The sequence below is a fragment of the Pedobacter sp. P26 genome, from assembly GCF_050632135.1.
Classification (GTDB): Bacteria; Bacteroidota; Bacteroidia; order Sphingobacteriales; family Sphingobacteriaceae; genus Pedobacter.
Map to the genome: position 1 here is coordinate 889,962 of NZ_CP192574.1, position 23,271 is coordinate 913,232.

The window sequence follows — 23,271 nt, forward strand, 5'->3', positions numbered from 1 at the left end:
TTGAGAGGCTTTTTTGCTATTAGTGAAATTAACTCATCTGTTTAGGGATCACCTTTATGCTGAGGGTCGTCCCGATTGGAATCGGGATCATTTCCCACCATTTAAAGCCTTTCAATTTAGAGAGGCTTTTTTGCTATTAGGGAAATTAAATCAGCTGGTTTAGTGACCTCCTTTATGCCGAGGGTCGTCCCGATCGAAATCGGGATCATTTTCCACCGAAGCCTATCAATACCTTTTAAAGAATTTTTGATAAATTCACTCTAATTGCAATTTCACAAAAAATAAGATTCTGGAATAAAACAATTTACTATGGAGCTAATAAATGAATTATTGGAGAATACTTTTACCTATCGGATTGTTAAAAAGTATAAGAGGAGGATTAAATTCTTATCTAAAATTACATTGATGCTATTATTGCTCGGTTTAATTTTTTCTTATATATTTTTTATACTTCATAAGCTTGCCATTGTTATTATATTATTAACAATAACTTTTGTTTTTGGCTGGATTTCAATAAAGATTCAAACTCATGAAAGGATAAGAATAGTGAAGTCCGATGATGATTTAAAGTTTCTTATCGATAGTAAAAATAAAATTGATATGCATGCATTTAACTTGATGATGAAGAATGAAATTTTTTCAAAAATTAAAAATTCAGAAGGTAAAATCAGTATCATTCTTATTGATTACTTAATAATAGAACTTACGGAAACTATTGAAGTACATGTTAAACGTTATCTTGCCTTTGGGGTTATTTTGTCTTTTTTAATCGGTCCACTTTTTAACTTATATTTTGAGAAAATCCCATCTACCAACTCTTTAGAATTGAATATTATTATTCATGTGTTCGTAATAATTGTACTTGTTGCATTCTCTTTTATAATTCTTAGTTTTAAAAACACTTTTTTAGAATTTACCAAAGATTATCATGCAAAAATAGCCATACTGAGTCACCTTAAAAATATTAAGGCTGATGTTTTACTTAACCCTGATCTATAAGCCTGAAAGAGATGTTTTACGCTTATATATTATACTCGAAAACCCGAAATAAATATTACATCGGATCTACCGTTAATTTAACCGAAAGATTAAAGAAGCATAATACAAACCATGCCGGATTTACTGGTCACACAGGAGATTGGTGCATTGTCTGGTTTGAGGCTTTTGATAATCTAAGAGATGCCAGGCTTAAAGAAAGACAGATCAAAAACTGGAAAAGTAGGATAATGATAGAAAAATTAATTTCATCGGCTGAGTCATAGCACCTCAGTCTTTTGCTAAGTAGGGTCGTCCCGATTGAAATCGGGATCATTTTCCACCGAAGCCTTTCATGAAACTGGAATGCTTTTTTTGTGCTGTCATTCTGAACGCAGTGAAGAATCTTTCATCTGAATTAAAAGTTATCTTGCCTTGGAGTATATCTAAAAGGGTTAGATTAGCGTAAAATATTTTAAACGATGATAGTTTATTTCGTAAAGATTCTTCGCTGCGCTCAGGATGACAAAGATAGTAGAGTAATTATTTAGGTTCCCATAACTCAATCTTATTACCTTCTGCATCCATAATATGAACAAACTTTCCATAGTCATAAGTGGCAATTTCATCGAGTATCGTTACACCATTTTCTTTTAGTTTTTCTAATAGCGCTTCAAGGTTTTGAACGCGGTAATTAATCATAAATTCCTTTTTTGAAGGCGAAAAGTATTCATCCCCTTTTTTAAATGGACTCCATTGAAGTGATTCCACTTCGTCAGGATTGTTGATATTCCGGGAATCAAAACTTACAGCACCCCATGCATTGATTTCGACTCCTAAATTTTTAGCATACCAGTCTTTAGTTTCCTTCGGATGATCCGAGAAAAAGAAAATACCACCAATTCCTGTCACCTTTGGTATGGTATCGGTACCTGAAGTTGAGTTTTTTGAATCTTCCATTGAAATTATTTTTTTGAATTATAAATTTAAGAACTAATGTGATAGATTATTAAAATTGTTTTCTTTTTTGGTTTTAAGCTTCGTAATTATTTTAATCTTCATAATTATTTACCTTATTCAATTATATATCCGAAATTGCCTGACGAAAAACAGCGGTAAATGCTCGGTAAAATAATCAGGTTTATTTTCTTTGGAAACTACTTTGTAGGAATTTTGGCAGTAGCCCTTACCCTCGAAGCCACCCTGCAATTAAGGCTGCCTTTTAACTCCCTCAATTATTACCTGTTATTATTTGTGGCACCAACCATTTATTATACCTATGCCTATAATAAAGTTTCTACTGCATCATCCACCACCAATCTCCGTAATCAATGGTATTTCAAGCATAGGAAATTTATCAATTGGAGTCAGGCGGTGCTTTTTATTTCTTGCATGCTGTTGGCTATTAATCTGCTGTACCAAAACTTTCAGCATATTCTGGCACTTCCGCTCAGTTATTGGGTGGCTATAGTAATTGTCATTGTTGCAGCAGGTTTGTACTACGGTTTATTGCCTAAATCTTTCTTGAAATTCAATCTGCGCAATACCGGGTGGTTTAAAGCCTTCGTTATTGGTTTTGTTTGGGCCTGTTGTGCCAATGTGCTGCCATTAATTATGCTTAAAATTGAAACAGGGGTAGGCTATCATGATTCCGTGCTGTGGACCTGGCTGTTTATTAAAAACTGGATGTTCTGTACTGTAAACGCAATCATTTTCGATATTAAAGATTACCCTACAGATGCGAATAAACACTTGCGCACTTTTGTGGTGCGTTATGGTTTGCGTAGAACCATTTTTAATATTTTGATTCCGCTGTTAATTATCGGTTTAATTTCGCTGGGCATATTCGCCAGTTACAAAGGCTTCGGGATACCGCAGGTTTTATTTAATGTTCTGCCGTTTATATTAACCATTTACGTGGCCTATTCTATGCACAGGAGAAAAAATATCCTCTATTATCTGATGGTAATTGATGGATTGATTTTGTTTAAGGCAATATGTGGGATGATAGGAATGCAGTTTGTTCATTAAGCGGAAAGGCTAAAGCAGAAAGAACAAAGCATATTTACGCTTGAGAAATTTATCTTGATACTTGAATCTCAATACTTGATACTACTCCAAAAATGAACAACAACTACGATAAAATAGCCAATCATTACGATACCTTAAGCCGTTTGGTATTTTTTAAATCGCAGGTTAATGCACAGGTTAATCAACTTCAGTATATTCCAAAAGATAGTTCCGTTTTAATTGCGGGTGGCGGAACAGGATGGATTTTGGAAGAAATTACCAAAATATATCCCAGTGGCTTAAAAATTGTTTATGTAGAAATATCAGCTAAAATGATTGCACTTTCTCAAAAACGGGAATTTAAAAACAACCAGGTTAAATTTGTGAATCTGGGCATTGAGGATTTTAGCACAGATACCGTATTTGATGTGGTTTTAACACCATTTCTTTTTCGATAATTTTGCTGAGCAACGTGCCGCAAAAGTATTTAACCTTTTAAATGCATCATTAAAAAAAGATGGTCTATGGTTTTTAGTCGATTTTTCGCTAAACAAAAATAATGGGAACTGGTGGAAATGGCTGTTGCTCAAATCGATGTACAGCTTTTTTAAATTACTGGGAATTGTAGAGGCCAATCAGCTGATCGACATGAATCCTTACTTTCTGAATGCAGATTATCAGGTTTTAGAACTCCGTTTGTATTATGGAAACTTCATTAAGGCGGTAATTTTCAAAAAATAAAATGACATTCAATTAATGCATCAATGTTGCGTTTGTTATTTGAATTCAGATCTTTGTATCAAATGATAAGGATATGGATTTTGATGTAATTATAATTGGAGGTAGTTATGCTGGCTTATCTGCCGCATTAACTTTAGGCCGTTCAACCCGGAATGTTCTGGTAATCGATGCTGGTGAACCCTGTAACAGGCAAACCCCTCATTCACATAATTTTTTAACGCATGATGGCGATCGGCCAGCCGAAATATCCAAAGTAGCAAAAGCTGAAGTGCTAAAATATCCAACAGTTAAATTTTTAAGCGCAAAAGCCGATTCGGCCAAACCAATAGAAGGTGGATTTCGTGTTGGCATAGAATATGGACAGCATTTTACTTCCCGCAAAATATTATTGGCCACAGGTTTAAAAGATACGCTGCCCGGTATTAAAGGATTGGCCGCGTGTTGGGCCATTTCTGCTATCCATTGCCCGTATTGCCATGGCTACGAAGTAAAAAATGAAAAAGTAGGCCTGTTAATGAACGGTGATCATGCCTTTGAGATGGCTAAAAACATTTACCTTTGGAATAAAGATTTAAGCATTTTAACCAATGGAAAATCAGAATTAAATGTAGAACAGGCCGAAAAGCTGAAATCTAAATCGATTGCCATTTTAGAAGAGGAGATTGTTGAACTGGAACAACAAAATGGTCAGCTCGAAAACATTGTTTTTAAAAACGGAGAAAAGATAGCCTTTAAAGCAATTTACGTTAAACCTGAAATAGAGCAGCATGTAAATTTTAGTGAACAGCTCGGATTCGAATTAACAGATCTGAAAACAATAAAAGTAAATGAGCAGCAACAAACTACTGCAATGGGCGTTTATGCCGCAGGAGATTGCGCAACCTTGTTCAGGTCATTGCCTATCGTTACAGCCGCTGGAACCATGGCTGCAGTGATGATCAATAAAGAGTTAATTTCTGAAGATTTTTGATCAATCATCGGAAATTAAAATAAGATGGCACCAATAATAGTGAGAATAAACATTGCTGCCATTACAATTCTGTCAGCCGTGATCCACTGGTCTCTTGTAAGTGGTGCTGCCACTTTTTTTACTGTTTCAGCTTTATGCCTCGAAAGTCTGAAAACTGATGTGTCTAATTTAATAATCATGGGATAATGTTTAAATAGGGTCGATTTTGTTAAGGCAAATCCCAAGCCAAAAATTTAGAAAAATGTTAAATTGTGGATAACTTATATTTTTTCTTAATTAATTGATATTTATGCGGTTGTAAATACAGCGTATGATTGAAAAAGGGCAATCGGGCTGTATGGAAAATCCAACAACCCGATTGCCCAATGTGTATAGCAATGTTTTATTATCGCTTTTCAGCCTGTTTTTCTACAGTGTTTAATTTACTGTTCTTTTTACCATAGCCAAAGTAAATGGCTAATCCGATCGCCAGCCAAACCGCAAGCCTTAACCAGGTTTCCCAGGGTAAAAATACCATCATCGCAATACAGGTTAAAATGCCTAAAATCGGGATTAATGGGACTAAAGGGACCCTAAATGGGCGTTTAGCTTCAGGGTTTGTTTTTCTTAAAATGAGGATACCTACACAAACCATTAAAAAGGCCAGTAAGGTGCCGATACTGGTCATTTCGCCTACCACATTCATGGGCACAAATGCAGCGAATAAACCGATAAATAAACAAAGGATAATGTTCGATTTATATGGTGTTTTAAATTTTGCATGTACATCAGAGAACATTTTTGGTAATAATCCATCTTTACTGATGGAATAGAACATCCGCGATTGTGCCATTAAATCGATCAGGATCACTGAAGTATAGCCAATCAGGATAGCTAAAATAATGGCCTGACTTAACCAGGCGTAGGGTGTTTTTTCTATGGCTATGGCTACCGGTGCACCGCTATTGGCAAATTCTTTGTAATTGGCCAGGCCTGTCATTACGTGACCGAACAATCCAAATAAAACCGTACAAACCACCAATGAACCAATAATACCGATCGGTAAATCCCTCGCTGGGTTTTTGGTTTCCTGTGCTGAAGCGGCAACGGCATCAAAACCGATAAACACAAAAAATACCAGTCCTGCGCCGCGCAATACACCACTCCATCCAAACTGACCAAATGTTCCTGTATTTTCGGGGATATAAGGATGATAATTTGCCGGATCGATATACTGCCAGCCTAAAGCAATAAAAACCAACACTACGCCCACTTTAAGAAATACAATAATTCCATTTACAATGGCCGAGCCTTTTGTGCCGCGGATGAGTATAGCCGTCATCAATACCACAACCAATGCTGCGGGGATGTTAATGATGCCGTGAACAGCAGAACCATCTGCCAGTTTCGCGGTTTCGAAAGGGGATAGGGTTAATTGCGGGGGAAGATAAATGTGTAGGCTGGCCAAAAACCGGGTTAAATACTGCGACCAGCTAATGGCTACTGTAGCGCAACCTACAGAGTATTCCAATACCAGATCCCAGCCGATAATCCAGGCGAAAAGCTCGCCCATAGTGGCATAAGAATAGGTATAGGCACTGCCTGCAACGGGAATCATGGAGGCAAATTCTGCATAACAAAGTGCCGCAAAACCGCACCCTAAAGCGGCAATTACAAATGATAGGGTTACCGCAGGGCCGGAATGATTGGCTGCTGCCAAACCCGTAATGGAAAATAAACCGGCGCCAAGTGTCAGGCCAACACCAATTAAAATCAGGTTGATGGGGCCTAAGGTTCTTTTAAGCGTTCCTTCGCCGCTTTCGTTTGCCTCGGCAACAATGCTGGCAATAGATTTCTTCATGAAAATAAGTTAAGACTTTGCAAAATTATTAAAATATATTAAATCTATCGTATTTATGTGTTTAATCCCTATGGCCAACTTCCGCAGTCTGCAATGGGCTTTTGTGATAGCAGACTTCGGAAGTTTAAAGGGCTTTGGAGAAATCTGTTAATTATTTTTGAAAATTTGCGTGCTGCTTTTCATAGGGGCCTGCAGTCCCGCCATCGATTGTAGTCCTCGTTATGCCTTGTTTCACTGTGGGCTACCCGCTCTGTCGGGTTTATTTACAAAGGACCGTTATGGAATTATTCCAACACCCATAAATAGTAATACCAGCCCCCTCCATTCTAAACCTGATAGAACCAAATAGCTCCCGGTTTTACCGAATATTTTATATTTAAAAAGGTATCTAAATCGGGACTATAGGTGATAGCAGGACTGCAGGAAGCTAAGCATTACAAGGCCTTGCTTTTCTAAAAAAAACATCAAAATTTTTACCTTTTAAAGAATTATTTCTAAAAAACAGAATTTAATTTAAAATTATATGATTGATAATCAATGTTTTAATAATTTACTTTGATTTATTTTAGTACTATGTATTGCATGGTAGTATATAAAACATATATCTTTGTTATATGATAGCAGAAAATACGCAAACGCAAATGCGGAAAGGAATTCTGGAATACTGTGTTTTATCAATCATCTCTCGGGGCGAAATTTATGCTTCGGATATTATTGCCGAATTGAGGTCGGCAAAACTGTTGGTGGTTGAGGGTACATTATATCCACTATTAACCAGGCTTAAAAACAACGGTTTGTTAAGCTATAACTGGGTAGAATCTACCTCGGGCCCACCGCGTAAATATTATACCTTAACCGAAGATGGTCGGGGCATTTTATCACAATTAGATCAAACCTGGCAGGAGCTGGCTTATGCTGTAGGTATTTCACAAAAAGGAGCCAATTCATAATTAGTAAAAAAGGAAATGGAAAAGACTATCATTATCAATATAGGAAACACAATTATTCACATTGAGGAAAGTGCCTACGAACGCTTAAAGGCCTACCTGAACGAAGTAAAACAATATTTTGCCAATCATGCAGATGACCTTGAAATTGTAACGGATATTGAAAACCGGATTGCGGAACTGTTGACCGAGCAATTGGAAGAGCAGAAAAAACAGGTGGTAGATTCGGCCAATGTAAATTCGGTAATTGGACAGATGGGCAGGGTACAGGATTTTGATACGACGGAAGAAAGTGAAGAGCAACCGGTGATTAGCAATGCCTATCAATACCAGTATACGGAGAAAAAACTGTACCGGGATATGGATGACCGTGTTGTCGCAGGTGTTTGTGCAGGTATAGCGCATTATGTAAATGCCGATCCAAAATGGATCAGGTTGGCTACATTGCTGATCAGTTTTGTTGGTGGATTTGGCGTATTGGTATATGCCCTGCTTTGGATCATTATGCCGAAAGCAAAATCAAGGGTAGAAAAAATGGAGATGAAAGGCGAACCCGCAAACCTTCAGGGTTTCCAAAAAATCTGGATGAAGAATTACAGGCGGTTAAGGAACGTTTAAATGAAGTAAATAAACATGCTCAGCCTATATTCGGACGGATAGGCATTTTTATCGGTGAATTTTTCGAGTGGCTTGGGCGTTTTATATCGGGCACGGGAAAAGTGATTTTTAAAGTGATAGCAGGTTTTATCGTAGTGCTCGGGATATTCTTTTTACTGGCCTTGATTATCGGCATAGCCGCTTTCCAGGGATTTTGGGATGCCAGTATTTACGAATATTTTCCCTTCTCGATTGTTAATGAAGGCAATAGGGGCATCATTGTATTCGGTGCATTTATTGTATGTTTTGTGCCGGTTTTAGCTTTGGTGTTATTCTCGATCAGGGTTGCTTTTAACAAACAGGCCATCAATAAAACATTTTCTTTCGCACTGTTGATTATCTGGCTGGCAGGTGTGGCGGTAACTGGTTATCAGGCGGCCAAGATTTCATCAGAATTTAAACAACATGCAGAGTTAACACAAACCACTGACCTGAAAGCGTATCCGGTTTATACCATCAATATCGATAAAAGTAAATATTTCAGTAAAGAAGATAGTGTGGCTTACCACATTGATGCGAACAACCGCCACCAGATTGTAGTTGATGATTTTGAGGACGGGCCATTTGTTTCTCCGAACCATATCCGTATTGATATTAATAAAAGCGAAACCGGTACTAGCCGTTTAACACAGAAGTACGAATCGCAGGGCAAAACCTTCCAAAGTGCATTGCAAAATGCGCAGAACATTAGTTACAATTATGTAGTGAAAGATTCTGAACTGATTTTTAGTCCGCGGTTTCAATTGAGAAAGGGTACCATCTGGAGAAACCAGGAAGTAAGGTTAAATCTTGAAATTCCGGTGGGAACCAGATTAATTTTAAAGCAGGATGCTTACCGTTACGTTAATAATTACTGGACGTGGGAATGTAACGACAGCGAAAATGATCATAACGATTCCAGTACATGGATTATGACCGATGATGGTTTGAAATGTGTTGCCAAATTAAAAGAAGAAGCTTTAAAAAAACAAAAGCTAAAAGAAGAACTATACGATTTAGAATTGTTGCAAAAGAATAAACTTACGGATACCATTTATCAGGATTCTGTATCAAACCGGATTAAGGAAGTTAAAGAAGAATTGGGGATTGAACCTGAACAATAACAGCATTATTTCAAAATAGCCTGTCTTTTCAAACGTCAAATAGGTCGTTATTTCAAGCGGCGTGTAACGGAGTCGAGAAATCTATCGGGATAGATCTCTCCATTCCACTACGTTCCAGTCGAGATGACGATCGGACGCGGACAAGATGACGATCTTACCTAAAAAGAAGAAACCATGAAAACATTATTTACACTAATTGCATGCCTGATGGTGTGTGGGGCTTCTTTTGCCCAAAAATTAAATAAACTGACGGGGAAAATCGTCGATGAAAAGACTGTCCCGGTGTCGTTTGCCATTGTCCGGGTGCTGAATTATCCGGATACCACTGTCGCCAAAAGTGTATCCACCAATATAGACGGTGAGTTTAACATCGACCAGTTAAAAAGTGGCGATTATATACTTTCGGTTTCGATCGTCGGTTTTAAAAGCAAAAAGACCGACCGTTTTTCGCTTAACGGAGATTTAAAATTACCTGTTATCAGCATCGAAAGCTTAACCAAACAATTGAAAGAAGTGAGCGTACAAGGTAGAAAACCTTTTGTTGAGCACCAGATTGATAAAACCGTGCTGAATGTGGAAAACAGTATTGTTTCGTCAGGCAGTACTGCACTCGAAATTTTAGAAAAAGCGCCGGGTGTACAGATTGACAGGCAAAATGAACGGGTTTTATTGAACAATAAATCAGGTGTAACGGTAATGATTGATGGGAAGAACAATTTTTTATCAGCTGCTGATTTAACTATTTATCTGAATAACTTAAGCAGTAGCCAGATTGCAACCATTGAAATTATTACCAATCCATCAGCCAAATATGATGCGGCGGGTAATTCGGGAATTATCAACATTAAACTGAAAAAGAATAAGGCATTTGGTACAAATGGAAGCATTTCATCAACCTATCGTAATGCAATAAGGGCTAATCTGCCTACCAATATTTACGGATCGGAACTTAACTTCAATTTAAATCACCGCGTAGAAAAGTGGAATTTTTACACCAATGCAAATGCCTCTAAAAACAACAATTTTTCTAATTTATTTTTATACAGGAATACCAATTCCAATGGTTTGCAAAGTGCATTTAATCAAAACTTTCAAAAAATATATACCGGATCGCGCCTGGCTGCAAAAGTGGGTGCAGATTATTATGCCAGTGAAAAAACTACGATCGGGATTATGCTTGATGGCAGCAGCAGTACGCGGAAACTGGATAATTTCTCTCAAACATTTATAAATGAAACTCAGGCTGGTGTAGTAAGCAACAATTCATTGATCCAGTATTCTGATGCCAATACGCCAAACAAAAATTATAGTATAAATTTTAATATCAGACACGATTTTAAAAAGGAAGGTGCGAGTTTAAATTTCGATGCTGATTTCTCTGGTTTTGATTATTCGGGACTGGAAAATTTTAACACCAATTTTTTCGACGAGAAAGGGGTGGTTTACAACAATACCATCATTAAAAATGATAGTAAAACAGCGATTGATATTTATGCGGCAAAAACAGATTTTACCTGGCCATTATCAAAAACTACCAAGCTGGAAACCGGCCTGAAAAGTACTTATGTTAAAACCAATAACGATTTTCTGTCGTCGGCATTTCTCAATAACGAATGGCAGAATATTGTAGGGCAGAGCAATAATTTTATTTATAAGGAAAACGTAAACGCCGCTTATGCGAATTTATCAAAGGATATGGGCAAGTGGCAAGTTCAGGCAGGTTTACGGGCAGAGTACACTCAATCTACGGGTATATCGGTAACCAATAATACTGTGGCAAAACAGCATTATTTATCGTTGTTCCCAACGGTTTTTGTTAGTCAGAAAATTTCTGAGAGCAGTAATTTGCGTTATTCGTATGGCAGGCGGATAGATCGCCCCAATTACCAGCAGTTAAATCCTTTTAATTTTTACATGGATCCTTACACGATACAACAAGGCAATCCGTATTTGAAGCCTCAGTTTACCAATAATTTCGAAGTGAGTTATAATTATAAAAGTGGATTATCATTTTCTTTGGGTTATTCAAAAACAAAAGATCTCATTTTGGACAGTAAAACTGCACAAAACGATAGCACCAGGATTGTTACGGTTGGACAGGGTAATATAGGCAGCGGACAATATTATACAGCCGGATTATATTTTCCTTTGGCCATTACTAAATGGTGGAACCTGCAGAACAATTTTAGCCTATTTTACAATAAATTTAATGATGATAACTTAGAAGGTGCACCTTTTATGTTGAGTAAATTATCATATAATTTTAACATCAGCAGCTCCATCACTTTGCCGGATAACTGGACTTTAGAAACCAATTTCTGGTTAAATTCTCCCCGGGTACGTGGTTTGGAACGGACCATTATTTATCAGAACGCGTTAAATATGGGCGTACAAAAAAGTTTCTTGAACAAAGCTTTAAAACTTAGGTTAAATGTCGATGATATCTTCCAGACCAATTACTGGAAAGGTACATTGGATTATCAAAATGTGAATTTAAGGGTCCAGAACAATTACATTAGTAGAAGGGCTTCGTTCAATGTCAGTTATAGCTTTGGTAACCAGAATTTAAAGTCGAACCAAAACCGGAAAACAGCTGCCGATGATATTAAGAACAGAGCGGGAGGGTAGTTTCGAGTTTTGAGTTGGGCGTTTGGAGTCGTGAGTCTGAAGTCTGTAGTCGGAAAGTCAGAGGTCCGAGGTCTGGAGCAGATGGATGAAAAACAGTTAAAAATTAACAAAAAAACATGAAAAATATCTTTTACAGCATCGCAATTTTAGTTGTCGCTTTAATTTTTGGCTGCAATAGTGGCGAAGGACATTTATCGGTAAGCACGATAGAAAACCAATCTGACTTTAAATTTGAGGCAAATTACGCCGAAAGTAAAACGGATAAATTGGAGAAATACCTCGACAGTGCTTTAAACAATGAACTACCACTAGATCAGCATATTGATCTGTTCGTGAACTTAAATGGCAGCGATAAATTTAACCTTAAAGCCAAAAAGGGTTGGTTAGTGATCGATTTCGATAAAAGGAATAGCTCTTTGGCAGGCTATATGAAAGTGAAAAAGCTTACTGAAGGGATTAAAAAGAAGTTAACAGAGTAATCGTGTTTTAACCGCAAAGTACGCAAAGAGAAAGGCGCAGAGGGCACAAAGTTTAGCAGTCTGCGACTAGGCTCAGACTGGCAATTTACAAAGAAAAATCTGCGGATATCTGTGTGATCTGTGGGGAACTTATGGTTTTTCTCCGCAGATTTAAGATGACGGGCGCAGAGATCGAAGGCGATGGTTATCCCCAGGCGGACGAGAACCGCGTATTGCTGAGCGAAGCTAATCTTAATGCTTCCGTATTTCTGTGGCTTTTTTAACCACAAAGTACACGAAGAGAAGGGAGCGATTAACTGTTTTTATACAATTCAATTTTCCGGCCATCGGGATCAATGATTATTGCCATAAAATCAAATTCTGTTTGGGTTGGTTCTTGTGAAAAATCAACTTGTAATGTTTTTAACGTTATCATCACCTGATCAAAATTTTCTATACCAAAACCTAACCTTAAGTTCCTGTCTGCTTCAATTTGGTTTTTCGCCAATGGATAAATTTCAAGAACAGTTATCCCGATTGTAGCCGAATAATGATACGGTGAATTGTTATGTTTGTGATATTCAAATTGAATTCCAAGTAAACTGTAAAAATCGGCTAGAAGTTTTGTGCCTCCAGTTCGTAGCACCAGTAATCGAATATCCATATTTATTTTTTATTGAAGCTAAAACTAAAAATGCTTTATATACAATCTATTCAAAGCGTTGTATTTTTCTTAATGAATTGGATATCTGGTCTTTCTGAGGTAATCCAAATTTCAAATTCGTAAGGTTTATGGTCTATCTCAAGGATTAATTTTCTTTGATTGGAGTTTAATTTTATATCTCTCCCAATTTCTTTAATTTTTCCTTCACATAGGAAAGTATAAATTTCCGCCCGGCCATTCTTTATCGCATATGGGAAATACCGGTCTTTTAAGTCAGGATTAAAAGATGCAACATTACTTTTTACATTGTCAATTGAGATTATTGCAAAACAATGATTTTGGGACACCTTTACAGATTTTAGGGTGCCTGTAAACTCAATGTTGTTCTTTAATAGCTTGTCATTTTCAGTTTTTTGGCTTTTACCCGTTTTATACCAGATAAAAATAAGTAATAGCCAAAGGATAAAAAAGATAAAAACAATTTTTGGGTGTTTCATAACATGGAAAGCTATATATTAATTTAATCAGTGTAAATCCGAGCAATCTGCGTGTTTAATACATCAGTAAATCACAAAAAAATCATCTATTAATTCCCCATTGACGGTAAAAACCAATCTATAATAGCCTATTTTTTTGCCGTCTTGATCAATTTGACTTTTGAAAGCAATCGCATCTCCATCAAGCAGTTCGAAATCAATATTTTCGGTTTCTATTGAAATATTCTTGTTACTAATGTCTAAATCTGCACAAGTATTTTGCTCCAGTAATGAGCTGAAAGATTTGATGAACTTTTGATGTACATCGTGTATCGCTATAAAATCTTTTTGAAAGTCGGCCATCATATTATTTCTTTGCATTACCAATCAATAGTTTTATTGCTAACCCACTAAACTTTATATGTACATCTACTGATGCATTTATAAAACTTAAAACATACATTCCTTCAGATTTGCTGTCTCTTTCTAGTTTTACTTCATCTGTATCAAATTAGAATGTTCTGTTATTCTCGTTTAGGAAATTGATTTGATAATTGGAAACATGTGTTAATATTAGTTCGTAGATATTTTCATTTAATTCATGTTTGTTGCTGCTTGGCTCTATTAACATGACTTTTAATTCAACCTTACTTTCCAGGCCTTCATTTTTAACGGAAGTGTCGATTGTAGCATAATGTTGAATGGTTTCGATTGCAACAAGTTTTAACAGAAACTCAGGGTTTAATACTGCTTCGATTTCGCTCATAAGTTTCGTACGCTATCTCCATTTATTTACATGTTCTACCTTATTTTGTAATTGTGCTGCAAGCGACTTTATTCTTGATTGTAAAATCAGTTTTCGGCCTTCAATTGTACGGGTAAAAATTAAATCGCAAGTACCTACATAGCGTTCCCAGTGGTTTTTGAAATGCTCTGCCAGGTTTTTATTTCTCCCGATCAGCTCGGGCACAGCATGGTAATCCTTCTGTTTAATAAAAAGCATAAATCTGTTTTTCCTGATGATTACATACCGTGGATTATTGATCGGGGCAATGATTTCTTGCAGTGCATTAATAAAAGTAGATTTTTCGAAAGTGGTTCCACCTTCTAAATGGCAAAAAATAGCACCATTTTCATCCACATTGCTTTCTACGTAAATTTTCGAAATGTCAGTATGAATTGCTCCAGCTTTAATCAGCGCACTTAGCAGTGCTTCGCCAATTTGCTGGATATCTTTTGAAATATCACGGTACTTGATGTAAAGGATAAGGGTTTTGTAGGTTAGCCGCCCAAATATGATTACTCCAACAATTCCAACTATGGCAAGCAGTAGGTACAGGTCATTTGCCGATCTGATATTTCTACTGCTCCTAAGTAAAACTTCAAAGCTTTGCAGACCAAATCCGCCCAGGCCCGAAGCTAAAGTTGCAGAAAGATTGGCAATAGTTTTATTGAGATACATGTCTTTAACCTCTTGGTATGACCGCTCCTCCTGAAATGGGATTTTAATTTCTTCGATCAGGTTTACACCTCCTTCGAGTGCCAGTTTCCAGCGTTGTTTTAAATTTTCCCTGTCGGCCGCATACGTAAACATTTCATCATTCTTTTTTCCGGCTTCTATCTCCTGGGCAATGTTCTCGGGTAAGTTTAATCGGTTCAGCCCGTTTTCGATACCGGGATCTTCCTTAAATGAAACACCCACAAAACTTTTAAAACGTCTTTTTAATAAATCGAAATCATCCCCTCCGGTTTTTGTGGTTGGGTCTATTGTTACCAGGTGCCAGATATTTCCGGTTTTACCGGCATTTCCATTTTGCGTTCTGATTGCCCTGCCACGCATTTGATTGGAAGAAACAAAAGAGCCCACAAAACTGGCCAGTATTAAAGAATTAATGGCCGGCGCATCCCACCCTTCGCCCAGTAAGGATTTTGTTCCGATCAATACTTCAATTTCTCCCTCCTGGAAAATTTCCGTTACGATGTGAATCAAGTCATTTTTAAGTTGTTCGATTTGGTCGATAATGATATAGTCATGATCGAAAGGAAGCGGGGATAGGCTTATTTTCGAAATGCCCTTTCCAGCTGCTTTTTCTTCAAATGATTTACATGCTGCTTTTGGTATAATAACTATCGAACCAGTGAGCACCCCTATTTTTTTACTATTGTTGTTCTCTCTCCGTAATTTTTCGAAGATGGGGATTACACCTATTTTGGTTAGCTCAAGCTGATTCTCTGACGTATTTACATAAAATTCTTTGCGGATGTAATCAGACAAGATTACCATCCTGAGCTGATGACCCAATTGCTTAAATTCAAAATCGACAATTTTACAAATGCCGGCGAGCTTGCTAATGCTGGAAGTTAAAAAGCTTGTAATGCGTTTATTGTTCGAAAAATCAATTTGTCTTTTTTCCATCGCACCGCAGCGTCTCAATTTATTTTCAAGTTGCTTACGGTGTTCATCAAAGGGTTTAAAGCGGTCTTTTTCCTGATGCAGGTAAAAATCCAAAAGCTTTTCCATCCAATGGTAATCTAGCGGTGGGATTTTCAGTTTTTCATCTCCCATCACCTCGGTATGCAGTTCGTGGATTTCCCTTCCGTTGGCATTTAAGAAAATTAAACAGGCCGAATAGCAGGATAGGTTGGTGTAAATCCATTCGAGATGTTCAGTTGGGTTTACCCATATCGGATGGTTTTCAATCGCGATGATAATCGTTTTATCCTGTTTGATTTCGTGAAACAGTTGTTCTATATTTTCTCTGAACCTGATGATGTTCTGGTTTTCTTCTGCTGTTGGAAAAGTGAAATGTACATAATCCTGATGCGGACATAAATCACCCTCAATTACCAGTTCGGGCACGGATATTTCGGCATCAACAGGGCCGTTAAACTCGAGGTACCTTAACCATTCGGTTGGGGTAACATCATAAGGCGGGGTTGCCGTTAAGCCCACAATAATGGGGTCGAGTTTTTCTTTTATCCTGGTTAGGGTTTGCCACCATTCGTTTTTTAAGTGATGGGCTTCATCCACTACAATGGTATTAACCTGCTGCAATTTTAACCCATTTACAATGTTATCCAGATTGGGATTTGATGATTTTAAGGTTTCTTCCGCATCTTCCTCTTCGTCGGTTTCATCTTCCTCTTTTATACGCAGGTTATTGCAGGCCGCATGGAGCCCTTGAAAAGTAACCACCGTCATAAATTTTGGGTTTCTGATATCTTTCGAAATCCATTCAGGCACAGTATCGACCTGAAGAAAAAGATCGCAGAAACGCTGTATCCACTGGTTGCGGATGGCAATGGTTGGAGCAAGAATCAGGGTTGGTTTATTTAAACGGATGGCCACTTCAAGGCCTAAAACCGTTTTTCCGGAACCAGGCGGAGCAATGATGTGTAAATGCCGGTTGGCAATATAATTATCTAAATGATCGAGTACCCGTTTTTGATATTTTCGCCAGCTGGATACAAATTTTATTTCTTTTGGATAGGAGGTCAAGGTTTAACAGCTTTAATATATTTCGGAATTTTAATTTTTTAGATCATCAGATTTATCGTCTGTTACATTGTTTTACTTATTATGGGAGAAAGTTCACAGTGCTATTTAATACAATTATAGTTGGATTCATGAAGCGTTGGATATTATTTGAAGATCATTTTAAAAAGTTTTGACCCGCCTACAATATACTTCGATTCAATACTTTTTCCAAGTCACCAATCCTTAGTAAATCTTCAATGGTTTTCTCGATGCATTCTCTTGTCAGTTCTTTCACAAACAGATCAGGTGGTATCTGGTAAATGCCACTTAAATTTTGACCAGTTGAGCTATCCTGATTAACAACTTTCTCTAAGAATTTATAAGTCCAGATATTTAAACCATAATGCCGCCCATCTTCAAGATCAACGTGAATATTACAAAAGTCATCATTTATATTCCAATCATCTGGAGCTACTTCTTCAAATTCTAACCACAGTTTAAAAATTGGACTTTCTGTTGATATACCTTTAAGTTTATGATATAAATTTCTTAATTCTTTATTATTAGTCCATCCACCGCTTTCTGCCATCGCAATAATCAAAAAATCTTTAGCCTCTTCAATGGTATTGGCTTGTCCTTTTACCATAGCATATTTCCAAGGACTTTTTGTTTCAGGCATTTTATATTCAAACTGAAATTTTTGGTCACCATAATCTTGGATAACGATATACCAACCACTTTCCCAATGATCTTCAGCTTGTATACAGAGTGAGTAATGCGAAGTACAACCATATATTGTTGTATCTAAAAATGTATTGTTAATCATTGAAAGAAAAGAAAGCATCGTTTTTCCTATTCCATTTTCAATACTGCTAGCCTTTTCGTTTGTTAGTTCCTTATAGAACTCCTCAAGTGTTTCTTTCTTTTGATCAGAGATTCTGATAATTGGCATATCGTTAATTTTTTTTATTTGTTATTTATTCGGTTATTTCTACAGAACAGCTGATCCAGTAAATCCCCATCTGTCCTCTGTTATCCATGCTTCCTTTGGGTAACTGTTTTTTTGGACAGGATAAAACGGCAGTATGTACTTCTTTGACAAACCTCGTCAATGCATTAAGGTTGTTTTCTGAAAAGGGAAGTATGGCGAAATTCCAGCTGGAATAATAGGATAACATCCATGTAAATTCTTTATCGATTTTATTATCGATGAGGTACTCGTTAAGGATTGAATAAGACTCGAAAACGACTGTATGATCGAGATCCTGAATGCCTTTATAACAGCCTGGTTCAACCTGTGCATACCAATTTAAGAATATCAATCGTTTCAGGATTTCGAGTTTTGTTTCCTCGTTTTCTGTATTGAAAAATAAATCGAGATAAATTTTGTGGATGTTTTTATATTTATCGTAAATACCACGTTCTTGAAGTTGCTCTTCCATTTGATCAATAGTTCCTTTTAAAGAACCTGTATAGTTGTACAGCTCCAATTCTTGATTTGATAAGCTATCGATAGTCATCTCCATAATGTTGACAATTTATCTATCTGTATTTTTTAAAACGTATTGCAAATAACTTTGGAAATTGCTGTACCCATTTTTTTCGGGATGTTCAAGGTTTAACATCTCTTCATTTCCCATATCGAATATTTGCCAGTCGTAAATTTTAGCAACTCTTACTAATTCAAAAAGTGCAACCTCCCCATAAAGACTAAATACTTTATTGCTTACAGGTTCGGTATCAACAAAATAATCGATATCGTATCCTTCTCCTTTTATTTTCCTGTGATTTTCTTTAGCGATAATATTGATAAAATGCTTTTCTAGAATAATGTTGAAATCTATTGGCACAAGTAATTCCTCGTCTACTTCTTCAACAGCATATATTTTTTGCCTAGAGTTAAATATTACGATGTTCCAACTCATGTTAGTTGATTAAGTGAAAATGTTAATGTTTGTTTAAGTTCGTGATATCGACCTGTACCGCTTTAGATTGATCGTAGGATAATACTGCAGTAAGATTAAAAATGATGAGGAGCATTAGAAATAATTTAATTATTAAGACTTTTACTAAATGGTGCATAGATTCTAGAATTGGATTGGTAATTCAAAATCAGTTGTTTTTGCACCGTTTTCAATTTCCCTGCCCTTCAGACTCATATAAGTTTTTCCACTCTTTTCGAGTTTACCTATTGTGAATTTATATTGCCTCATTTTTAAATTATTTAAATCTTTCATCGCATTGGCATCTATATCCTTTGGTTCTTCTAAAACCCAACTATAGCCCATCCACTTGCTTTTTAACGCATTTTTATCGGATGTTATATTTAGCTTATCGGCAAAGGGAATTTTTATCTTCCCAAATGATACCATATTACGTTTAAGGTCAATAGTCAGCGAATCTAGCTTTGAAAGCTTGTCCTGAGATTTAAAATAAATTAAATCATTTTTGATTTGAATAGAGATGTTTTCTGTGCCAGTCGAAACCATTTCTATATTGTCCATAAAACCCATAAGTTCCATGTATTCTTGTTTTGTTAAACCTAACTTAACATGATAAGGTATTTTTTCGCCCTGGGGTACGGCTTTCATATAGTCTACAAACCATTCATAATTTTGTGCTATTGAAGATTGAAACTTTTTTGTCAACTCCATTTGTCTTGGGTTTTGTTGTATTCCACCTATAATGTCTGCTTTAACCGTCCCTATTGGCAATAGCCTGATAAGATCTTTTTTTATATCACCTGTTAGTTTTTGATCGGAAATGGTTGTTTGTGCTTGCATGCAACCGCTAAAAAACACCATGAATAAAATGAGATAAGATGTGTGTCGTTTATAAGAGTTGGTGCGAAAAGAAGGCATGATAGTTAATTTAGTTACCACAAGATAGAAATTTAGTAGGTTTTTTTAGGTAAGCAGTTTAATAATTAACCATATAAGAAATATAAGGCCATATAAGTTAGAACATCCGAATAATGATGTCGTAAGCGGTAAAATGGAAAATATAATATTTAAGACGCTCCAATAATCATCTTACATCAAATGCAAATGGTCATAAAAGCGCCTTTATATTGTCACGATTACCCCTCATTTGCATAACTGGCCTGTTCTATCTTTACATAAACATTTAACCAAAATAAAATGAGAAAGATCAGGATCATGGAACATATCTCGCTTGATGGCGTGATGCAGCACGAAAACAGCGAGGATTTTACACATGGCGGATGGACAACACCTTACCGGAGTGCAGAAGGTTTAGCAGCAGTACTGGAAGCTCAGGGCACTCACATCGACCTGCTGCTGGGCCGCAAAACCTACGATAGCTGGGCTCAGTACTGGCCGAATGCAGGAGATAATCAGATGGCGAACAGTTTAAATAATGGCAGGAAATATGTAGCAACACACAGGCCCGAAAGCCTCGAATGGGGGCCGGTTGAAGATTTAGGTACAGACATCGTCGCAGGTATCCGTGACCTCAAATCAATCGGAGGCCCTGACCTGATTGTGTATGGAAGTTCAACGTTGATCGCCGTGCTGCTAGAGGAGGGACTAGTAGATGAGGTTGTGTTGATGGTATACCCGGTATTGCTGGGCAAAGGCAAACGTTTCTTTTCGGACACTGCCGATGCACGCGAACTGGCTTTTGTAAGCACGAAAACTACGCCCACAGGAGTACAGGTGAACACTTATCGGTATGTTGGAGAACTGAGGAAGGGTTAGTCCGAAATCCGGGGTCGAAGGTGCGAAGTCTGGATTTCTAAAAAGAGAACTAGAAGAGGATCTGTTTGGAGTTGAGAGGTTTTTTGGAGCGCAGAGGCTGTGATCCTTGGGTTGGCTTCTGTCCTGCTGTCCGTTTCACTTCCATCAGGGTTATTTTACTGAGGGCTGCACCTCGAAACGCAGGAAATGACGGGCAATCTTTTGATCGGCTGATCATAAGTCGGAGGTTCAGGTCTAAATGTGCATTGATTCGTCATTGCGAACGGAAGGCTAGGGGTTGCGAGGTGGCGTGAAGAAATCTATTTTGTGAATTAGTCAGAGGTTTGAAGTTTTGATTTAGTAACCAGGTAGATAATTCTGTACAACACCTTAAACAGAACCAGATTAAGGCCAATCGTTTTCTACCTGAAACTATTGCCGCTAACATAGAGATCGAAATCGATGGAAAGCCCAAGGTTGTGCATTCTGGCAATGCTTTCCCTTTTGATACTCGGACCACCAATCATTCCATTGCCATTATGAATATCCATGGCCACCTGAATGTAGCCCTCAGCTTTTTCTACAAGTTCGCTAACTCCTTTCTTGTCTGTTTCCAGATAGGTTAATAACTTATCAAGTTTATCTTCAAACTCATCCGGTTCGATATTGGGCATTATTTTAAGCGCACTAAAGTTATATGCCGATCTGCCGTTTTTCTTTAAATCTCCAATGTTCCAGCTCTCATCAACCGATAAGCTACACATGGCTTTAAGCTCCGTTTCCGAGAAATTTTCGGAAGTGGCCAAAAAATAAACCCGATGATCAGGTTCGGTACCGATATTGATCAGTTTACCTGAATCCTCATCAATATATACCGCAAAGTAAAACCGTTCATCAATAACCGGTAAGTAAGCTATAATGAACTTGTCACGGTCGCGATCGATCCGCACGATCTGTAATTTATTATTGATGTAGATTGGCGCATGGATTTCAAGATATTGTTCGGTTACACCAAACGTTTTTTCCTGAAATTCCTTTTCAATTAACGTGATAACTTGTTCGTCTGTCATTTATTGTTTGTGGTGCCTAAATATAAGGTTTGATTGTTATTCCCTTAAACAAAATCAACCGGAAATCTGATTATTCCCGGTTGATTAAGTGATTTCAAACCTTTAGGTTCCGAAATATGAGCGTTATAGGATACGGGCAATTAATCTTTCACTAATCTTACCGCACAGCCTGTGGTTTTACTGTAATCAGTTACACGCGGTTCGCTGTATTTGTTAAAGTCAAGGTAATAGGCAAAGCTGTCGCCGCTTGATTTGGTACTGCCCGACCACCAGTAGCTTAGCCATACGCCATAAAGGAAAGATTTTCCACCACCATACTCATCACCACCTGCACTGCCATTGGTCAATAAATTGAGGCCCGATGAGTTATCGCCATTGCCATGTGCAAATTTGTAAGAATCTTTTACGTCCCAGCCGGTAGTACCACGCATTTTTTTACCGGCTACCTTTTCACCACCTAAAGCTGCAATAAGGGTCAAAAACTCACTGCTGCTGGGTACATGCCAACCGGCAGGCGCTAAACCACGGCGATCGGTAACTGCATAAAAATTGTACAGCTTTCCATATTTCTTTTCATTACTGCTATCAAAATTAAGGTAACAATAAGCCGGAATCTTTTCCCTGCTTACTTTTTCCCATTCTTTTTGGTTGGCTGCGTAATAAATCTGCTCGCCGTTTCTATAAGTACTCACGTTTAAATTGGTGCTTGTCCATACCTGGTTGCCAATTTTTACCGGACCTGTAATTTCCGGCGAGGCATTGTATATTTCTTTTAACTGTGCCGCTTGTGCTGCATTACAACTCCAGACAAAGTTAGCAGGTTGTATGCCGCCGCTTCTTTTTAAACATTCTTTGGTAGCTATTGCATCAGCTTCTTCTTTGGTTTTGGCTATGCCCCAGCCAAATGCGGTACCTACATTACCGTTTATGGTGCGGTAGGCGACACAGCCTGTACCCGAGTAGGTAAGTACAATACTGCAGGCGCCACCGCGTTTGTTGCATTCGTCAACCGCTTTCTTCTCTGCTGCCACCAGGCTTGGCTGATCGAATGAAAAACCATAATAAAAACCATTTGATCGGTCTACAGCTAAAGCGCCGTATTTGGTTTTAACCGGAGCAGCCGTTTTGGTCGCCGGTTTTTTTACTTGCGCAATTAAACTGGATGTAGTAACCAGTTGCACAAGCATTGCCTTTAATAGTAGTTTGTTTATTTTCATGCCTTATTGTTTGTTTGTTATTGGCAAATTTCACAATCGTATATGAGGCAGTCAATACCGCTTAGTGGGTATATTTTGATGAGGGTCGTGAGAAGTACGGAGACAAATATTGAAGTATGGGCTTATAAAAGCGAAACGGTATGTCATTGCGAACGGAAAGACCAGGGCTTGTGAGATAGCGTGAAGCGATCTATTTGAATGCGATTATCATCCGCAAATAGGGTTGTTACTACGTTTTCTTCATTTGAAATTATTGTTATATATAATAGCCCGACGTTCAGCGAGAGCACTATTCCTCTTCTTCCTGCCATTCATCGCCAAATATTAAAAGTTTATTCG

At 37.5% G+C, this 23,271-nt stretch carries 26 protein-coding genes; 12 read left to right on the plus strand and 14 right to left on the minus strand.

What is annotated here, in order from left to right; all coding sequences use genetic code 11:
- The first annotated feature begins 309 nt into the window (after window positions 1-309).
- Both ACQ86H_RS04250 and ACQ86H_RS04255 read left to right on the plus strand, forming a co-directional pair.
- Window positions 310-999, plus strand: coding sequence for a hypothetical protein (locus ACQ86H_RS04250; RefSeq protein ID WP_090984189.1), 690 nt, complete (start codon window positions 310-312; stop codon window positions 997-999).
- Window positions 1,000-1,010: 11 nt separating this feature from the next.
- The gene (locus ACQ86H_RS04255; RefSeq protein WP_431293949.1) at window positions 1,011-1,262 is read left to right on the plus strand and encodes a GIY-YIG nuclease family protein; all 252 of its coding nucleotides are present in this window, start codon (window positions 1,011-1,013) and stop codon (window positions 1,260-1,262) included.
- Window positions 1,263-1,518: 256 nt separating this feature from the next.
- Here the strand turns inward: ACQ86H_RS04255 and ACQ86H_RS04260 are convergent, their stop codons facing one another.
- Window positions 1,519-1,935 carry a VOC family protein gene (locus ACQ86H_RS04260; RefSeq protein WP_138818499.1) on the minus strand — a complete coding sequence of 139 codons (417 nt, stop codon included), beginning with the start codon at window positions 1,933-1,935 and terminating at the stop codon, window positions 1,519-1,521.
- A 159-nt stretch (window positions 1,936-2,094) separates the two neighbouring features.
- Here ACQ86H_RS04260 and ACQ86H_RS04265 point away from each other — a divergent pair, with 159 nt between their 5' ends.
- From ACQ86H_RS04265 to ACQ86H_RS04280, 4 genes are all read left to right on the plus strand, one after another.
- Window positions 2,095-3,006 (plus strand): hypothetical protein, encoded by a 912-nt coding sequence (locus ACQ86H_RS04265; protein ID WP_431293950.1) that lies wholly within the window; start codon window positions 2,095-2,097, stop codon window positions 3,004-3,006.
- 92 nt (window positions 3,007-3,098) lie between these two features.
- Entirely contained in the window at window positions 3,099-3,443 is a 345-nt protein-coding gene (locus ACQ86H_RS04270; protein ID WP_431293951.1) for a class I SAM-dependent methyltransferase, read from the plus strand.
- A gap of 136 nt (window positions 3,444-3,579) precedes the next feature.
- Complete coding sequence (locus tag ACQ86H_RS04275) at window positions 3,580-3,726, plus strand: hypothetical protein (RefSeq protein ID WP_431293952.1); 147 nt, start codon at window positions 3,580-3,582, stop codon at window positions 3,724-3,726.
- A 73-nt stretch (window positions 3,727-3,799) separates the two neighbouring features.
- Window positions 3,800-4,696: an NAD(P)/FAD-dependent oxidoreductase gene (locus tag ACQ86H_RS04280; RefSeq protein ID WP_431293953.1), complete on the plus strand. Its 897-nt coding sequence runs from the start codon at window positions 3,800-3,802 to the stop codon at window positions 4,694-4,696.
- Window positions 4,697-4,710: 14 nt separating this feature from the next.
- On the opposite strand, the gene ACQ86H_RS04285 is transcribed toward ACQ86H_RS04280, so the two are convergent.
- Both ACQ86H_RS04285 and ACQ86H_RS04290 read right to left on the minus strand, forming a co-directional pair.
- The gene (locus ACQ86H_RS04285) at window positions 4,711-4,875 is read right to left on the minus strand and encodes a hypothetical protein (RefSeq protein WP_431293954.1); all 165 of its coding nucleotides are present in this window, start codon (window positions 4,873-4,875) and stop codon (window positions 4,711-4,713) included.
- Between the two features lie 206 nt (window positions 4,876-5,081).
- The gene (locus ACQ86H_RS04290) at window positions 5,082-6,536 is read right to left on the minus strand and encodes an amino acid permease (protein ID WP_431293955.1); all 1,455 of its coding nucleotides are present in this window, start codon (window positions 6,534-6,536) and stop codon (window positions 5,082-5,084) included.
- 614 nt (window positions 6,537-7,150) lie between these two features.
- On the opposite strand from ACQ86H_RS04290, the gene ACQ86H_RS04295 reads away from it, so the two are divergent.
- The 5 genes from ACQ86H_RS04295 (at window position 7,151) to ACQ86H_RS04315 (ending at window position 12,350) form a co-directional block, all read left to right on the plus strand.
- A complete protein-coding gene (locus ACQ86H_RS04295; RefSeq protein WP_025145298.1) occupies window positions 7,151-7,486 on the plus strand; it encodes a PadR family transcriptional regulator in 336 nt (111 codons plus the stop codon).
- Between the two features lie 15 nt (window positions 7,487-7,501).
- Window positions 7,502-8,101 carry a PspC domain-containing protein gene (locus ACQ86H_RS04300; protein WP_431293956.1) on the plus strand — a complete coding sequence of 200 codons (600 nt, stop codon included), beginning with the start codon at window positions 7,502-7,504 and terminating at the stop codon, window positions 8,099-8,101.
- A gap of 101 nt (window positions 8,102-8,202) precedes the next feature.
- Window positions 8,203-9,243 carry a hypothetical protein gene (locus tag ACQ86H_RS04305; RefSeq protein WP_431295334.1) on the plus strand — a complete coding sequence of 347 codons (1,041 nt, stop codon included), beginning with the start codon at window positions 8,203-8,205 and terminating at the stop codon, window positions 9,241-9,243.
- Between the two features lie 174 nt (window positions 9,244-9,417).
- On the plus strand, window positions 9,418-11,871 hold the full coding sequence (locus ACQ86H_RS04310) for a TonB-dependent receptor domain-containing protein (RefSeq protein WP_431293957.1): 2,454 nt from the start codon (window positions 9,418-9,420) through the stop codon (window positions 11,869-11,871).
- Between the two features lie 116 nt (window positions 11,872-11,987).
- The gene (locus ACQ86H_RS04315; protein ID WP_431293958.1) at window positions 11,988-12,350 is read left to right on the plus strand and encodes a hypothetical protein; all 363 of its coding nucleotides are present in this window, start codon (window positions 11,988-11,990) and stop codon (window positions 12,348-12,350) included.
- Between the two features lie 292 nt (window positions 12,351-12,642).
- Here the strand turns inward: ACQ86H_RS04315 and ACQ86H_RS04320 are convergent, their stop codons facing one another.
- From ACQ86H_RS04320 to ACQ86H_RS04360, 9 genes are all read right to left on the minus strand, one after another.
- Window positions 12,643-12,993, minus strand: a complete 351-nt coding sequence (locus ACQ86H_RS04320; RefSeq protein ID WP_431293959.1) for a hypothetical protein — start codon at window positions 12,991-12,993, stop codon at window positions 12,643-12,645.
- Between the two features lie 50 nt (window positions 12,994-13,043).
- Window positions 13,044-13,490, minus strand: coding sequence for a hypothetical protein (locus ACQ86H_RS04325; protein WP_431293960.1), 447 nt, complete (start codon window positions 13,488-13,490; stop codon window positions 13,044-13,046).
- A gap of 63 nt (window positions 13,491-13,553) precedes the next feature.
- Window positions 13,554-13,850 carry a hypothetical protein gene (locus ACQ86H_RS04330; RefSeq protein WP_431293961.1) on the minus strand — a complete coding sequence of 99 codons (297 nt, stop codon included), beginning with the start codon at window positions 13,848-13,850 and terminating at the stop codon, window positions 13,554-13,556.
- A 130-nt stretch (window positions 13,851-13,980) separates the two neighbouring features.
- On the minus strand, window positions 13,981-14,235 hold the full coding sequence (locus tag ACQ86H_RS04335) for a hypothetical protein (RefSeq protein WP_431293962.1): 255 nt from the start codon (window positions 14,233-14,235) through the stop codon (window positions 13,981-13,983).
- A 12-nt stretch (window positions 14,236-14,247) separates the two neighbouring features.
- Window positions 14,248-16,968: a DEAD/DEAH box helicase family protein gene (locus tag ACQ86H_RS04340; protein ID WP_431293963.1), complete on the minus strand. Its 2,721-nt coding sequence runs from the start codon at window positions 16,966-16,968 to the stop codon at window positions 14,248-14,250.
- A gap of 178 nt (window positions 16,969-17,146) precedes the next feature.
- On the minus strand, window positions 17,147-17,899 hold the full coding sequence (locus ACQ86H_RS04345) for a hypothetical protein (RefSeq protein WP_431293964.1): 753 nt from the start codon (window positions 17,897-17,899) through the stop codon (window positions 17,147-17,149).
- 25 nt (window positions 17,900-17,924) lie between these two features.
- Entirely contained in the window at window positions 17,925-18,473 is a 549-nt protein-coding gene (locus ACQ86H_RS04350; RefSeq protein ID WP_431293965.1) for a hypothetical protein, read from the minus strand.
- Window positions 18,474-18,485: 12 nt separating this feature from the next.
- Complete coding sequence (locus ACQ86H_RS04355) at window positions 18,486-18,872, minus strand: hypothetical protein (protein WP_431293966.1); 387 nt, start codon at window positions 18,870-18,872, stop codon at window positions 18,486-18,488.
- A gap of 162 nt (window positions 18,873-19,034) precedes the next feature.
- Window positions 19,035-19,829, minus strand: coding sequence for a hypothetical protein (locus ACQ86H_RS04360; RefSeq protein ID WP_431293967.1), 795 nt, complete (start codon window positions 19,827-19,829; stop codon window positions 19,035-19,037).
- A gap of 258 nt (window positions 19,830-20,087) precedes the next feature.
- Between ACQ86H_RS04360 and ACQ86H_RS04365 the strand changes: the two genes are divergently transcribed.
- The gene (locus tag ACQ86H_RS04365) at window positions 20,088-20,666 is read left to right on the plus strand and encodes a dihydrofolate reductase family protein (RefSeq protein WP_431293968.1); all 579 of its coding nucleotides are present in this window, start codon (window positions 20,088-20,090) and stop codon (window positions 20,664-20,666) included.
- 401 nt (window positions 20,667-21,067) lie between these two features.
- Here the strand turns inward: ACQ86H_RS04365 and ACQ86H_RS04370 are convergent, their stop codons facing one another.
- Together ACQ86H_RS04370 and ACQ86H_RS04375 are read right to left on the minus strand one after the other, a co-directional pair.
- Window positions 21,068-21,715 carry a DUF4279 domain-containing protein gene (locus tag ACQ86H_RS04370; protein WP_431293969.1) on the minus strand — a complete coding sequence of 216 codons (648 nt, stop codon included), beginning with the start codon at window positions 21,713-21,715 and terminating at the stop codon, window positions 21,068-21,070.
- Between the two features lie 140 nt (window positions 21,716-21,855).
- Window positions 21,856-22,932, minus strand: coding sequence for an FISUMP domain-containing protein (locus ACQ86H_RS04375; RefSeq protein WP_431293970.1), 1,077 nt, complete (start codon window positions 22,930-22,932; stop codon window positions 21,856-21,858).
- Between the last annotated feature and the right edge of the window lie 339 nt (window positions 22,933-23,271).

What these genes read in the sequence shown, in the direction of transcription:
- ACQ86H_RS04370 (WP_431293969.1), bottom strand. Translation starts at nt 21,715, where the DNA reads ATGACAGACGAACAAGTTATCACGTTAATTGAAAAGGAATTTCAGGAA.
- ACQ86H_RS04345 (WP_431293964.1), bottom strand. Translation starts at nt 17,899, where the DNA reads ATGCCAATTATCAGAATCTCTGATCAAAAGAAAGAAACACTTGAGGAG.
- ACQ86H_RS04375 (WP_431293970.1), bottom strand. Translation starts at nt 22,932, where the DNA reads ATGAAAATAAACAAACTACTATTAAAGGCAATGCTTGTGCAACTGGTT.
- ACQ86H_RS04265 (WP_431293950.1), top strand. Translation starts at nt 2,095, where the DNA reads ATGCTCGGTAAAATAATCAGGTTTATTTTCTTTGGAAACTACTTTGTA.
- ACQ86H_RS04325 (WP_431293960.1), bottom strand. Translation starts at nt 13,490, where the DNA reads ATGAAACACCCAAAAATTGTTTTTATCTTTTTTATCCTTTGGCTATTA.
- ACQ86H_RS04310 (WP_431293957.1), top strand. Translation starts at nt 9,418, where the DNA reads ATGAAAACATTATTTACACTAATTGCATGCCTGATGGTGTGTGGGGCT.
- ACQ86H_RS04350 (WP_431293965.1), bottom strand. Translation starts at nt 18,473, where the DNA reads ATGGAGATGACTATCGATAGCTTATCAAATCAAGAATTGGAGCTGTAC.
- ACQ86H_RS04290 (WP_431293955.1), bottom strand. Translation starts at nt 6,536, where the DNA reads ATGAAGAAATCTATTGCCAGCATTGTTGCCGAGGCAAACGAAAGCGGC.
- ACQ86H_RS04255 (WP_431293949.1), top strand. Translation starts at nt 1,011, where the DNA reads ATGTTTTACGCTTATATATTATACTCGAAAACCCGAAATAAATATTAC.
- ACQ86H_RS04330 (WP_431293961.1), bottom strand. Translation starts at nt 13,850, where the DNA reads ATGCAAAGAAATAATATGATGGCCGACTTTCAAAAAGATTTTATAGCG.
- ACQ86H_RS04295 (WP_025145298.1), top strand. Translation starts at nt 7,151, where the DNA reads ATGATAGCAGAAAATACGCAAACGCAAATGCGGAAAGGAATTCTGGAA.
- ACQ86H_RS04250 (WP_090984189.1), top strand. Translation starts at nt 310, where the DNA reads ATGGAGCTAATAAATGAATTATTGGAGAATACTTTTACCTATCGGATT.
- ACQ86H_RS04335 (WP_431293962.1), bottom strand. Translation starts at nt 14,235, where the DNA reads ATGAGCGAAATCGAAGCAGTATTAAACCCTGAGTTTCTGTTAAAACTT.
- ACQ86H_RS04285 (WP_431293954.1), bottom strand. Translation starts at nt 4,875, where the DNA reads ATGATTATTAAATTAGACACATCAGTTTTCAGACTTTCGAGGCATAAA.
- ACQ86H_RS04275 (WP_431293952.1), top strand. Translation starts at nt 3,580, where the DNA reads ATGTACAGCTTTTTTAAATTACTGGGAATTGTAGAGGCCAATCAGCTG.
- ACQ86H_RS04270 (WP_431293951.1), top strand. Translation starts at nt 3,099, where the DNA reads ATGAACAACAACTACGATAAAATAGCCAATCATTACGATACCTTAAGC.
- ACQ86H_RS04260 (WP_138818499.1), bottom strand. Translation starts at nt 1,935, where the DNA reads ATGGAAGATTCAAAAAACTCAACTTCAGGTACCGATACCATACCAAAG.
- ACQ86H_RS04365 (WP_431293968.1), top strand. Translation starts at nt 20,088, where the DNA reads ATGAGAAAGATCAGGATCATGGAACATATCTCGCTTGATGGCGTGATG.
- ACQ86H_RS04280 (WP_431293953.1), top strand. Translation starts at nt 3,800, where the DNA reads ATGGATTTTGATGTAATTATAATTGGAGGTAGTTATGCTGGCTTATCT.
- ACQ86H_RS04355 (WP_431293966.1), bottom strand. Translation starts at nt 18,872, where the DNA reads ATGAGTTGGAACATCGTAATATTTAACTCTAGGCAAAAAATATATGCT.
- ACQ86H_RS04320 (WP_431293959.1), bottom strand. Translation starts at nt 12,993, where the DNA reads ATGGATATTCGATTACTGGTGCTACGAACTGGAGGCACAAAACTTCTA.
- ACQ86H_RS04300 (WP_431293956.1), top strand. Translation starts at nt 7,502, where the DNA reads ATGGAAAAGACTATCATTATCAATATAGGAAACACAATTATTCACATT.
- ACQ86H_RS04315 (WP_431293958.1), top strand. Translation starts at nt 11,988, where the DNA reads ATGAAAAATATCTTTTACAGCATCGCAATTTTAGTTGTCGCTTTAATT.